Raw genomic sequence first — 12,951 nt, forward strand, 5'->3', positions numbered from 1 at the left:
CGCAAGGGAAGGGACCCGTCATGGAAAAGCTGCAAGCCGCCATCGAGACTGCGCGTCGCAAACGTGAGGTAGATGCCTCCGCCGCCGAGGTCGCCTCCCGCCCGGCAGCGCCCGTCGTGCAAAGCACCACCCCGGTGGCGGCCCCCCTGACCGGGCAGGCAGATCGGTGGCTGGCGGTTCCCGAGGTCCAGCTTGATCGGGGTGCGCTGATTCAATCGCGGATCCTGTCGCAAAGCGCGTCGCAGGAATCGACGCCTTTCGATGTGCTGCGCACCAAGATCCTTTACCAGATGCGCCAGAACGGCTGGCGGCGGCTGGCGGTGACCTCGCCCCTGCCGAGATGCGGGAAATCCACGGTTGCGACCAATCTGGCGCTAGCTCTGGGCCGGCAACCGGAATTGCGGTCGATCCTGTTCGATTTTGACCTGCGTTCGCCGACCGTGGCGCAGAAGCTCGGCCTGCCGCAGCCGCCTTCGATCACGCCGCTTTTGCGCGGAGAGCGCAGCTTCGCCGACCATGCCCAGCGGATCGGCCCCAATCTGGCGCTGTGCCTCTCTGGCGTTCCCGATACCGACCCGACGCGTCTGTTGATGGCCGACACAACCAAGGACACGCTGGCCGGCATCCAGCAGGAATATGATCCCGACCTGATGATCTTCGATCTGCCCTCGATCCTGATCGGCGACGACGCGCGGGCCTTCCTGCAGCATGTCGATTGCGCGCTAATCCTGGTCCGGGCCGACCAGACCCGATACGGCGATTTCGACAGCTGCGAGCGCGAGGTTGGCGAATATACCAATGTGCTGGGCGTCGTGCTGAACGGCTATCGCCACGGCGACGGCATGGCCGACGCGGTCGAGCATTCGGCGTAATCCCTGCGGGTCAGAAACCCGGAGTCGTCCGAATGCTTAACCGCTTCATCAGAAAGCGCCGCCATGCGGCAATGCTGACCAGACGTTTCCAGACCTTCGCATAGCCAGCACTGAAGTCGAACCCCGCCGGTATCAGGCTGCCGCGTTCACCGATATAGGATTGCGCCAGTTCCGGAACGGGATGGCGAATGATCGGCGGGATGGTCAGAGCCGCTTTCAGCCTCGTGACGTCGCAGGGCCAATCAGCTCTGGTCGTGATGGGCCTGCCGCCCTCCAGCAAATATGCAGCCCCCTTGTTGGAGACCAGATAACCAGCATTCATGAAGGCATTCTCGGCCAGATACCGCAGCTCGACGCCGCTTTTCGCGACATGCTTCGGCCATCTCCAGTAGCGCGCATCGAAATAACAAAGCTGCACGAAGTCATATCCTGCATAGTCTCGCGCTTTCCAGAAATCCCTGAAGGCCTCCGTCAGGATGGCGTCGTCCTCAAGAACGATCGCGCCCGGCAGGTTCCGGGACAGGATCATATCATAGATCTTCAGATGGCTGAGGGCGCAGCCATATTCCCCGTTGCTCATGGGATAACCATTACGCGCGATCGTACCAGGCCGGTCGATCTGCGGCTCGAATTCAGCAGGGACGCCGTTCCGACAATCAGCCGCTTCGACAAAGGAAAAGGGCAGGCCCATCTCTTGCATCTGCCGGGTGATTTCTGCCTGGCGTTCCGTTGCAACAGACAATGAGACCACGAAGATGGGCCAATCGCTTTCCCCTTCGGGTCGCATGCTGTTGTCCTTTTCTATCCGCCCTGCCTGAGAGTCAGTGTTGGTCAAGCTATCCGCCCTTCTTCATCTGCGCGATTCGCTTGTCGAATTCGGTCTCGAAAAGATGCGCCCCGGCAAAGCTCCATGCCCGTTCGCAGGCATCGGCGAGGTCGCGACGATCGGCGGCCAGCGCGATCAGCCGGTCGGCCAGCGCCTGCCAGTCATCCATCGGCGCCACCCATCCGGCCTTGCTGTCTGCGGCCAGCGCAGTCCACATCCGGTTTCCATAGCCCATCACCGCCAGCCCGCAGCCCATGTTTTCGAGATAGGAGCAGGAAGGGTCGGACTGTCGGTGGCAACTTAGAAACAGGTCACTGTTCTGTCGGGCATAGGGCACCAGTTCGGTGGCAAAATCGACCGAGCCATGCAGGCGGACATGCTGTGACAGCCCGTGATCGGCGATGCCCTGACGGATAGCCCCGTCCAGCGTGCCGTCACCGAAGATGTCGAGACTGAAATCCACGCCGCCATCGCGCAATCTGCGGGCGATCGGGATCAGATCCTGACTGCCCTTCAGCGGCTCCAACCGCCCGGAATGGATCAGCCGCAATCGACCGCCATCCAGAAGATGCGACCGCCGCGCGGCCATTTCCTCAGGGGTGGCCAGCAGCGCGCCATCGATCCGGTTGTCCAGATAAAGCACCGTATTGCCATTGACCGGACGATAAAGATCAGCCGCAGGATAGCCATTTGCCTGCAACCCGTCAGCCAAGGCGAAAGCACACAGGCGCTGACGTTCGGCCCGCCCGATATTCCAGAGCGCCCGCAGCCGCGACGGCAGCGAACGACCGGGATCCAGCAGCACGATCTTGCGGCGGGTCTCGGGGATGTTCTCGATCGAGAAATAGATCGCCTTTCCGGCCTGCCTGCACAATCGGGCGACATGCAGATATTCCTGATTGTCGCCGCTGCACAGAATCACGTCATGGCCGTCCAGATCGGCCGCGGTGACATGATGGCCCGTTGGTCGCAGGCTGACGGCAAAGGGCAGCGCCGCGGGATCGAAACGGCCCAGAAACGGCCCCTCGCGCCGGGGTTCCTGCAACAGACAGGTGGTGCGGCCGGGCCAGGCATTGGCATAGAACCGCATCCCCTCGACGAATTTCTTGTCGAGGATCAGACTGTCGCCATCGGCCCTGCCGGGGGCGGGGGCGATCACCAGAAGATTGTGCAATTCCATGGCCGTCGGGTTCATCAGAACATTACGTGTTACTCATCACGCGCGCACAATATCTGCTGGCATCGCTTTGGCCAATCGCTATCGCTATCAGGCGAGCCGACATCACGCTGACGGGGGGTGACTGAGCGCGCGGAACGATCTATGCCGCAGGAGAAGTTGGGAAATTCATTCCCTCTCGGCGGCGTGGTGTGAATTTGCGTCTTGTAAGATTACTGAGCGGGGACGGGTTGCGCAGCCGGGCCCTGCGGGGAACGGCCATCACCTTAGGCGGCACGGCAGGGCAGCAGCTTCTGCGGCTGATCTCTAATCTGATTCTCACCCGGCTTCTTTTTCCCGAAGCCTTTGGCCTGATGGCGCTGATTCAGACCTTCATGGTCGGGCTTCAGATGTTTTCCGATATCGGGCTGCGCCCCTCGATCATCCAGAACAAGCGCGGTGAGGAGGCCGATTTCCTGAACACGGCCTGGACCATTCAGGTCATCCGCGGCGTCGTGCTGTGGTTGGCTGCCTGTGCCCTGGCTTGGCCATTGTCCATTTTCTATATGGAGCCGCAGATTCTGCAGCTTTTGCCGGTGGTCGGGCTGAACGCCCTTCTCATGGGCTTCGCCACGACCAAGACCTCAACAGCGAACCGTAACTTGCAGCTCGGGCGATTGACCGTGATCGGCATGATCACGCAGGCGCTCGGTATTGTCATCACGATCGCTTGCGCGCTGGTCTGGCCGTCGGTCTGGGCGCTGGTCATCGGATCGCTGATCGGCACGCTCGCCACCGTGATCGCGGGACATTGGTTCATGCCCGGCATCGCCAACCGTTTCCGCTGGGACCGTTCTGCTGCATATGAACTGATCCGCTTCGGTCGCTTCATCTTCGTCAGCACACTGGCCGGGTTCTTCGTCAATCAGGGCGACAAGATCGTTCTGGGCAAGCTGGTCAGCTTCGCCGATCTGGGCATCTATAATATCGGCTTCTTCATGGCATCCTTCCCGCTGATGCTGGGGGCGGCGGTGGCCGAGCGGGTGTTGTTTCCACTGTACCGGCAGGTTCGCCCGTCCGAGAGCCCCGAAAGTCGCACCAAGATCCGCCGTGCCCGCAGTTTGCTGACCGGAAGTCTGATCGTCTTGCTGGGTATATTGGCAGTCATCAGCAATCTGCTGATCGGCCTGCTTTATGATCCGCGCTATGCGGCGGCGGGGCCGATCCTGATCGTGCTGGTGTTGATGCAGCTCCCGGTGGCGCTGACCATTGGCAATTCACAGCTTCTGCTGGCCGAGGGAAATTCGCGCGACTTCTCGAAGCTGGTGCTGCTGCAGGCGGTGCTGAATTTCATCTATATGCTGGCAGGGTTCTGGCTGTTCGGGATCTTCGGTGTTCTGCTGGTTCAGGGGCTGATCACGCTGACGATCTACCCGCTGCAGCAATATTACCTGCGTCGCCATCATGGCACCGATCTGCAAAGAGACGCGCAGTTCGCCCTCATCGGGCTGGCCTTCGCGGTATTGGCGATCTGGTGGAACTGGGAGGTGCTGAGCCAGTTCTTCATCACCTCACGGGCCGCCGCGCCGTTTCTGACCGGAAGCTGGCATCCGGCGACGGTCTTCGGCGGCTGACGGGACTACTTGTATTCGATCAACCGTCCATCACGGCCCACAAGACGCCGGAACCAGTATTCGATCACGCCAAACGCCTCGGGGATCTTGCCAAGGGTCAGGAAGCCCGCATGGGTCAGATCGCCATCGCGCCAGGACAGGCGCAGGATCTGCGCGGGCCAGGCCAGAAACAGCAGCAGGAAGACCGGGTTGATCAGAAATGTCCCCAGCAGCGCCAGAACCGGCAGGCCCAGCCCCCAGGCCAGCGCTCTTCGGGTCTGGGCGACATTGTGGCGCTCGGGCGGTGCGCCATGCAGGGCGGCACCTTCGGCATAGGCATAGCCGGTGCGCCGACGACGGCGCCACCATTGCCCGAAGCGGTGGATCGCCGCGTCATGGCGGGCCATTTCCGCATCCAGCCGCCAGATCTGCCAGCCCGCCCGGCGCAGGCGCACGCAAAGCTCTGGCTCTTCACCGGCGATCAATTCGGGCTTGAAGCCGCCCGCCTCGTGGAAATGCGCCGCGCGCATCATCACGATGCCACCGCAGGCGCGGGTCTGGCCAAGAGGCGTATCCCATTCGTGGTCGATCATCCGGTTATAGATCGAGGCCTCGGGATCGATCTCACGCAGGCGACCGCAAACCGCAGCAACGATGGGATTGTCGGTGAGGAAATCCGCCGCCAGCGGCACCCATTCGGCCTCGATCGTGCAATCGCCGTCGATGAACTGGATATAATCCGCCCCCTGCGGCAGCGCCGCCACCCCCGCATTGCGCGCCCGCGCCGCGGTGAAGGGCTGTGACATATCAAGCTCGACCACGATGGCGCCGCGGGCCTGCGCCTCGGCCAGACTGCCATCGGTCGAGCCGGAATCGACATAGACCACATGCCGCAGCCCCGCCGCCTTCAGACTGTCGAGACAGCCGATCAGCCGTTGCCCCTCATTGCGGCCAATGGCCACCGCATCGATGACCGGGGAAAGGGCCGGACCGGGGTTGGGATCGGTATCGGTATCGGTCGAAGGATCGTGAGGGGTGGAGGACATCTGCAACTTACTCGACGGGAACAGGGGGAAAGACAGGGTTCCGGCTCAGGCCGGATGAACAAGATGAGGCGGGTGCCGCCGGGTCTGACGGCTGTAACGGGTCTGGCGGTCGGGCAGCACGGCATCGGTTTCGGCCACCGCATCGGGTTCGGGCAACCGGCCCAGTTCCAGCCTGCCAGCCAATGCTCCGGCCAGCAGCCATGTCACCGGGGTCAGCGTGGCATTGGGCAGAAGGTCCAGCAGATTGGCGGTCAATGCCAGCGCAATCCCCGCCGTCGCCGGGGTCAGGGCCATTTTTCGCCACCTGAGCGCCAGAAAGATCAGCGGCAGGGTCAGCAGCCCAAGCTCGGCCAGATAGCCGATCCAGCCGCCGGTGCCGATCGACATGACCCAATAGCCGTCGGTCACGCTGATATCCTGTCCGGTCTCGTCATAGACCCGGTTGCGGCCCCAGCCTCCCCAGCCGAAAAGCGGCCGCTCATTGGCTTTCGCCAGCAGGATATCCTCATTCTCGATCCGGAAAGCCAGCGAATCCGCCCGTGCCGTATCAATGCTTTGCGCGATGCTGATCACCTGCCCGACCGGGACCAGCCCGGCCCCGCGCAGCATCGGATAGGTCAGCACGATCCCGGCAAGCACCGCAGCGGTCAGCACCTGCAGACGGACCGGCAGGAAAACGATCACCAGCCCAAGAGCCAGCCCGATCGCCAGCGCGCCCATGCCCTTGGCCAGAACCAGCATCATGAAGAGCCAGGCTGCCGCCAGCATCCATTGCATCCGTGGCTTGCCAGTGCTGGAACGCCACAGGGCCAGCGCCGCAAGAAAGCTGCCGCAGAAGAAGATCGCCAGCCACAAGCCGTGATGCAGGAAGACCACCGGCCGGAAGCCCCCGGCGCGAACATGCTGCAGCCATTGATGCGGGAAATAGCCATAAATCATCCGGCTGAGCTGCGGCGACATCCGCACCTCGTAAAGCGCGGGCAGGGTATAGATCAGCCCGGCCAAGGCCAGTGCTATCAGCAATTGCTTATGCGCGTCGGGATGGGCGATGTATTTGCGCGCCAGCAGGAAGGGCAGCAGCGCAAAAAGCGAGTTTCCCGTCATCGACAGCGCATCATAGACGCGCAGGCTCGACAGGGGGCGGCCGCCATAGTTCAGCGGGTCGCCATTGGTGAAGACGGTGCCGACCACGCCGATCAGCAGCACCGCCAGCAACAGCCGCACGATCCTGTTTCGCGGCACCTGGCCGGTCAGGATCATGCCCTGAGGCATCGCCCGAATGCGTGGCAGGGTCAGCAGCATCGTCGCCGCCAGCAGCGCACAAAGCGCCGAGATCGAGGCCTTGTTCAGTGTCGGCACCGCAGGCAGGTCGATCGAGAAATTTGCCGGCAGGAACAGGTAGCCGCCCAGAACCGACCATGCCACCGCCGTCGCGGGCATACGCTTCGCGAAGAGGTGAAAGATCACCCCGATCCAGATCAGGATGACGATCGGCCCGATCATCCGGCCATGCCCCCCTGCCCCTTGTCCTGCAATCGTCCTGCGGCTCTGTCGATCATCCTGCTTCCGGTCGTCCTGCGGGCCACCCGCCTGCCGCCCGCATAGCAGAGCGGCGCATGGATGTGCGACAAAAACTGCGCGCCCGATGGCCTCCCGGCACCATTCTCGTCTCACAATCCCGCGAAATTGTCGCAGCCGAGGTTAAGGAAGAACCGCAGTTCTTCCTGCCCTGACAGCATTCGTATCAATCTTGCCGGATTGCGGGCCGTCTGCGTCGGATCAGGGCCAATCCGCCAAGCCCGCCCAGCAGCAGCAGCGCCGGTGCCGGCAGCGGCGTCGAGACCAGATCGACCTCTGGCTGTGCTTCCAGCCGATCCGGGTTCATCGTCATTTCCCGCGACGAATAGGCCCCGGTGCCGCTGGAATAGGTAAAGCGGAACACGTCGAAGCTGTCGGCGGTCAGCGTGACGAAGCGGGACCTGTCCAGATCGTAGAAGGTCGGATCGGTCTCATCGATCAGCAGGCCGAAGAAAGCGATATCAAGCCTGAAACTTCCCACCGATGACAGGGCATAGGGGTCGAAATCGGGCCAGAAGACACCATTCCCGGCCCGCACATCCAGCTCGACGCTTGCCAGCGCGTGATCGCCGATGATGTCGCCTGGCATGGACAGCGACGGCACAAGGCTGGTCGCGCCGCCGAAGCGGTCGGTCAGCGGGCCATCGGGCAGATCCTCGGCATTGTTGGTGCCGCCGTCATAGCGATGTTCGCCATAGATCGGCACGGTATTGCCACTACGGTTCATGTCCAGTTCGGCGAAGGCGGATTCGCTGTAGATTTCGCCATTGGTGACGCCCATCGACTGAAAGCGCAGCCAGTAGCGCTCATTCGCGCTCATGCCGATCGCGGTGGCGTCAATGCTGCCCTCGATCTCGGCGGTGCCCAGCAGGAAGCGGTCATCATCGGAGCAGATCGACGGCCAGTCGAGACAGGTGGCGGCAGCAGCGGGGATGGTATGAGCCAGCGAGATCAGCAGGAATGCCGGAACCAGCGCCACGGCCCTTGCAAAAGACTTCATTTCAAATACCTCAGCACCACATTACGATGGGTAAACTAGCGGACCGAAAAGGATTTCGGCAGCGCCAAAAACGACGGCGAGGCATGGACCGGCGAAGAGTCGCCTTCCACGAGAAGATGATACGTTATTTTCACCGTCATGCCCATGAAGCGGCGCCGCTAAAGCAGGCCCTTCATCAGCATTTCCTGACTAAAAGCCGATTGACTTGCAGGCGGTGTCCCGCCCAGAAGCCTTGGGAACGCCCCTGCCGGAAGCATCATGACCAGATCCGCCCGCATCGCCTATCTGACCGGAGAATATCCCGCCGTCTCGCATACCTTCATCCTGCGAGAGGTTCTGGCGCTGAGGGCGCTTGGCCATGACATCCGCACCTGCTCGATCCGGCGCACCGGGCCCGAGCATCATCGCGGCCCGGATGAAAAAGAGGCTGCCGCCACCACCTTCCATGTCCTTGATGCCGCGAAGAATCCCGCGACCCTGCTGGGCGCGCTTGGCTGGGCATTGAAGCGTCCGGGGCGGTTGCTGTCGGCGCTGCGATTAGCGCTGCGGACCCGGTCCGCCGGGATCAAGGCGACGATCTGGCAGGTCTTCTATGTCCTCGAAGCGCTGGTTCTGGCACGACATTGCGACCGCGAGGGGATCACCCGGATCCACAACCATTTCGCCATGGCCTCGTCCACCGTGGCGATGCTGGCGGCAGAGCTTGCAGGCATTCCCTACAGCTTCACCCTGCATGGTCCGGCCGATTTCTGGGATACCGGGCGCTGGCGGCTGGACGAGAAGATCGCGCGGGCCGATTTCGTTGCCTGCATCAGCCAGTTCAGCCGCTCGCAGGGAATGCTGTTTGCCGATCCGCGCCACTGGCCGCGCCTGCATATCATCCATTGCGGCATCGAACCGGACCGCTATGCCCCGGATCCCGCGCGACCAGCGGGGCGCAATGTGCTGTTCATCGGTCGTCTGGCCGCCGCCAAGGGCGTGCCGGTGCTGCTTGAAGCCTTTGCCGGGCTGCATGCGACCTTTCCCGATGCGCGGCTGACGCTGATCGGGGACGGACCGGCGCGCGCCGATCTGACAGCGCGCGCGGCTGAATTGGGTATCGCCGATGCCGTGCGCTTCACCGGCTATCTGAACCAGGACGAGGTCGCGGCGGAACTGGCGCGCTGCGATCTCTTCGCCCTGCCCTCTTTCGCGGAAGGTGTGCCGGTGGTGCTGATGGAGGCCATGGCCAGCCGCCGCCCGGTTCTGGCGACGCGGATTGCGGGCATTCCGGAACTGGTCGAGGATGGCGTCTCGGGCCGGATCGTCGCGCCGGGCGATATTGCGGGTTTTGCCACGGCGATGACCGAGGTTCTGGCCGATCCCGAAGCCGCGCGACGGATGGGTGAGGCCGGGCAGCGGAAGGTGGCAACTGAGTTCAACCAGCGGCTCGAAGCGGAAAAGCTGGGGCGGCTGTTTGAAGGGGGGACTGATCCTCACAGGTGAGGCGAAAGTCCCGCCGGGCAAGGGATCTCGGAGCTTCTGCGTCACCTGCGCTCGGCCAAAACCTTGGGCCGGGGCGTATCGCTCATCTGCTTCCCTGCCACCGGCTGGCCCGCTCGGCCTCGATTTCGGCGACCGCACGGGCCTTGCCGACACGCAGGGCGCGGCGCTGATAGGCGCGGATGAAATCGCGTAGCCCGGCATCGCCATGTTGCGGCACCCGTCGCAGCCATGCGCCCAGATAACCCTGAATGGTCGCCAGACCGCCCAGCACATAGGGCGGATGCGCCATCCGATAGACCCCCGTGGCCACGAAATAGGCCGGGTCCGAGCCCATGTAGTACTGCCCAAAGCCGTGACGGCGGCGGCCGGTGAAAACGCTCTTCTGGCTGGAGCCCATTGGCCGCAGATGTTCGAAGCGCAAATCGTCGCCATTCCAGCTGACCACGATCCAGCCCAATTGCCGCGCCTTGTGGCAGTCGATCGCGTCCCACATGACCTCGCGGACGAAGCCACCGATTTCATTGAAACATTCGCGGCGATAGAACTTGGTCATGCCGACCGACATCTCATCGCCGCATTTCTCGGAAATCCACTGCCCCGCCGGATTACGGAACCACGGTTTGCCCGAGCAGGAACCGATGCGGGGATTGTCCTCCATTCGCTGCATCAGAATCTCGAAATAACGCGGCGGCAAATCGAGATCGAGATCGAGCTTGCAGAGATAGGGAAAGGCGGCGGCATCGATCTGGTCGAGCCCGTAATAGAACGCCTCGATCACCCCCGGCCCGACGGCGCGATGGCCGCGGTCGGGCTTGGTCACAACGCGGATGAAGGGATGGCGGGCGGCATAGTCAGCCAGGATCGCCGGGGTCTCGTCGGTCGAGCCGTCATCGACGATCAGCCACAGCGCCGGAGGCACGCTTTGCGTCACCACGCTGTCCAATGTGCGGCGCATGTATTCGGCCTCGTTCCGGCAGGGCGAGACCAGCAGATAAGCACGCGAATGAGCGGGCGAATCGAGGGGTGAATCGGACATGCAGCACTCACTGGTAAAACTGTTTCCAGCTTCTGGCCGCTCGCGTCGCGAATCGCAAGTCAGCCGTCTGATTCGTCCTTTCTGATCATCGTTCGGGTTGACGTGACCGGTCGGTTTCTCGCGCCGCGTGTGTCGCTTTATTAACCCTCGCCCGGCGCGCGCGGCGGGGTCGATAATTTGGGCGCAGTCCATCAGAAACCAATCAAGGTAAGGGCTTTCGGCCTTGATAATGCTTGTTGCAAATAGGCGGGACTGTTAAAAATTTAATGGAAGGTCGGCCTCCGCCGATAATAAATAGTGAACAGGTGAAAAATATGCACGCTATGAAAATGCTTTTGGCTGGAGCCGTGCTGGCTATCTCGGCCGCGGGGGCGAATGCCGCCACCTATTACGCGAACAAGGTTATCGAGGCGGTTGACGGGACCTGCGGCACGCCGGGCAGCCTTGAGCTTTGCAACCCGGCTCGCAAGGACCCCAACAACGCGCTTCATGCCGCCGATGGTGCCTTCTACTCGCTGGGCCTGGGCGGCTCGCTGACTGTCGGCTTTGCCAAGCCCTTGTTCCAGCCGGTGGACGAAGTCACGGTTTACGAGATCACCTATGACCGCGAATACGGTCATCATCAGGAAGCCGTGGACGTCTATGGGGTTCTGAATGGCGTCGAAACGTTCTTTGGTCGTCTTCTGAATACCACGACTTCGTCCTCGGTGTTCGCCACCTCGGCCTTCGAATACATCAAGCTTGTCGACGCGACAAAGGACCAATTCCCCTTTGGGGGCGGTGTGAAGGGCGACGGCTTTGACGTTGACAGCGTCAAGGTTGCCGCGATCCCCCTGCCGGCCACAGGGCTGCTGCTGCTGGGCGGTCTGGGCGGTCTGGCCGCGCTGCGTCGCCGCAAAAAAGCGGACTGATCATTTTAGTTCGAAAAAACCGAGAACCCGCCTCAGGGCGGGTTTTCTTATTTCCACCTGAAAGCGCCGGTTCATTCTCGCAATGTAATGCGACAAGTTAACCCGGATATGATTTCTTTATCGATCTCGCGAAAAACTGGTTAATGCAGTAAAGTCGCGAACCGGGAAAATTCCGACCGGATGCCGGTGTGACGTGTAAAGGGTGAATATGTGATGGCTTCCAGCGAAACGGTGACGACTTCCTCCCGTGGCATGCTGACTCTGACCGGGATGGCCGGGCTGTTCTGGCTGGGAATTGCCGCCATTGCCGCGGGCTGGTTCTTCATGGACGGTCTGGATGCGCTGCTTCGCGCATGGCAATTGCCGGAATACAGTCACGGCCCGCTGATCCCCGTCCTGTCGGCGCTGATGTTCCTGCGCGAGCTGAAACAATACCCCGCACAACCCGGCCCGAAATCCGACCGCTGGCCCGGCGTCGCGGTTCTGGCACTGGCCTTCGTCATCGGCGCTCTGGGCAAGCTGGCCCGGATCGACGACATCGTCGCCTATGCCACCATCATCTGGGTGGCGGGGATCCTGCTGATCTCCTTCGGCTGGTCCACCGGCAAGCATTTCTGGCCGCCGGTCGTGCATCTGGTCTATATGCTGCCGCTGCCGGGGGTGCTTTATTACAAGGTCTCGACCTCGCTGCAGATGATCTCGTCCGAACTGGGCGTTTGGTTCCTGAAGCTCTTGTCGGTGCCGGTCTTCCTCGAAGGCAATATCATCGATCTGGGCGTCATGCGCCTGCACGTGGCCGAGGCCTGTTCAGGCCTGCGGTACCTGTTCCCGATCCTCAGCTTCTCCTACATCTTCGCGGTTCTTTATCGCGGGCCGAAATGGCACAAGGCAGTGCTGCTGCTGTCGGCGGTGCCGATCACCGTGGTCATGAACTCGGTCCGGATCGCCATGGCCGGGATCATCGCCAATTACTACGGCATCGAGTGGCTTGAAGGCTTCACCCATTTCTTCGAAGGCTGGGTCATCTTCATCGCCTGTATCATCCTGCTGTTCCTGCTGGCCCGGCTGATGCTGTTCTTCCATCCGGGCAAGCCCACACTGGCCGATGCGCTGGATCTGGAAACCTCGGGCATGATCGCCCAGCTGAGCCGGATCCGGCTGGTCATGCCCTCGGCGGCAATGATCACTGCCGCGATCATCGGCATCGCCGCCCTTGGTGCGTGGCAGATGGTGCCCGACAATCGCGGCATGGCACCCGAACGCACGCCCTTTGCCCTGTTCCCCCGCGAACTGGGCGCCTGGCAGCAGCGCGGCCCCGAAGAGCGGCTGACCCCCGATATCGCGAAAAGCCTTGGAGCGGACGATTATCGGCAGGTCACGCTGACCCTTGACCGGGAAACCCCGCCAGTGGGGCTGTTCATGGCCTTC

General features: G+C 62.3%; 11 protein-coding genes. 5 read left to right on the forward strand and 6 right to left on the reverse strand.

The annotated features are described in order from the left end of the window. Positions 1-20 precede the first annotated feature (20 nt). Complete coding sequence (locus JJJ17_RS19635) at positions 21-872, forward strand: CpsD/CapB family tyrosine-protein kinase (RefSeq protein WP_200689501.1); 852 nt, start codon at positions 21-23, stop codon at positions 870-872. A 10-nt stretch (positions 873-882) separates the two neighbouring features. On the opposite strand, the gene JJJ17_RS19640 is transcribed toward JJJ17_RS19635, so the two are convergent. Together JJJ17_RS19640 and JJJ17_RS19645 are read right to left on the reverse strand one after the other, a co-directional pair. After that, positions 883-1,707 carry a glycosyltransferase family 25 protein gene (locus JJJ17_RS19640; RefSeq protein WP_200689503.1) on the reverse strand — a complete coding sequence of 275 codons (825 nt, stop codon included), beginning with the start codon at positions 1,705-1,707 and terminating at the stop codon, positions 883-885. 1 nt (position 1,708) lies between these two features. Next, positions 1,709-2,893 carry a glycosyltransferase gene (locus tag JJJ17_RS19645; protein ID WP_200689504.1) on the reverse strand — a complete coding sequence of 395 codons (1,185 nt, stop codon included), beginning with the start codon at positions 2,891-2,893 and terminating at the stop codon, positions 1,709-1,711. A 212-nt stretch (positions 2,894-3,105) separates the two neighbouring features. On the opposite strand from JJJ17_RS19645, the gene JJJ17_RS19650 reads away from it, so the two are divergent. Further along, positions 3,106-4,488 (forward strand): oligosaccharide flippase family protein, encoded by a 1,383-nt coding sequence (locus tag JJJ17_RS19650; protein ID WP_200689506.1) that lies wholly within the window; start codon positions 3,106-3,108, stop codon positions 4,486-4,488. 5 nt (positions 4,489-4,493) lie between these two features. Here JJJ17_RS19650 and JJJ17_RS19655 read toward each other — a convergent pair whose 3' ends face one another. The 3 genes from JJJ17_RS19655 to JJJ17_RS19665 all read right to left on the reverse strand — a co-directional run bounded on the left by JJJ17_RS19655 (position 4,494) and on the right by JJJ17_RS19665 (position 8,091). After that, positions 4,494-5,513 carry a glycosyltransferase gene (locus JJJ17_RS19655; RefSeq protein WP_200689508.1) on the reverse strand — a complete coding sequence of 340 codons (1,020 nt, stop codon included), beginning with the start codon at positions 5,511-5,513 and terminating at the stop codon, positions 4,494-4,496. A 45-nt stretch (positions 5,514-5,558) separates the two neighbouring features. Next, positions 5,559-7,016, reverse strand: coding sequence for a hypothetical protein (locus JJJ17_RS19660; RefSeq protein ID WP_200689510.1), 1,458 nt, complete (start codon positions 7,014-7,016; stop codon positions 5,559-5,561). A 241-nt stretch (positions 7,017-7,257) separates the two neighbouring features. After that, positions 7,258-8,091 (reverse strand): hypothetical protein, encoded by an 834-nt coding sequence (locus JJJ17_RS19665; protein WP_200689511.1) that lies wholly within the window; start codon positions 8,089-8,091, stop codon positions 7,258-7,260. A gap of 258 nt (positions 8,092-8,349) precedes the next feature. Between JJJ17_RS19665 and JJJ17_RS19670 the strand changes: the two genes are divergently transcribed. Continuing rightward, positions 8,350-9,576 carry a glycosyltransferase family 4 protein gene (locus JJJ17_RS19670; RefSeq protein ID WP_200689513.1) on the forward strand — a complete coding sequence of 409 codons (1,227 nt, stop codon included), beginning with the start codon at positions 8,350-8,352 and terminating at the stop codon, positions 9,574-9,576. 82 nt (positions 9,577-9,658) lie between these two features. Here JJJ17_RS19670 and JJJ17_RS19675 read toward each other — a convergent pair whose 3' ends face one another. Continuing rightward, positions 9,659-10,612, reverse strand: a complete 954-nt coding sequence (locus tag JJJ17_RS19675; protein WP_200689515.1) for a glycosyltransferase — start codon at positions 10,610-10,612, stop codon at positions 9,659-9,661. A gap of 314 nt (positions 10,613-10,926) precedes the next feature. Here JJJ17_RS19675 and JJJ17_RS19680 point away from each other — a divergent pair, with 314 nt between their 5' ends. Together JJJ17_RS19680 and xrtD are read left to right on the forward strand one after the other, a co-directional pair. After that, on the forward strand, positions 10,927-11,523 hold the full coding sequence (locus JJJ17_RS19680) for a VPLPA-CTERM sorting domain-containing protein (protein ID WP_200689523.1): 597 nt from the start codon (positions 10,927-10,929) through the stop codon (positions 11,521-11,523). Positions 11,524-11,736: 213 nt separating this feature from the next. Next, a partial coding sequence (gene xrtD, locus JJJ17_RS19685) for a VPLPA-CTERM-specific exosortase XrtD (RefSeq protein WP_200689525.1) occupies positions 11,737-12,951 on the forward strand: 1,215 nt, incomplete at its 3' end.

It is taken from the genome of Paracoccus caeni (genome assembly GCF_016629665.1).
GTDB classification, from domain to species: Bacteria; Pseudomonadota; Alphaproteobacteria; order Rhodobacterales; family Rhodobacteraceae; genus Paracoccus; species Paracoccus caeni.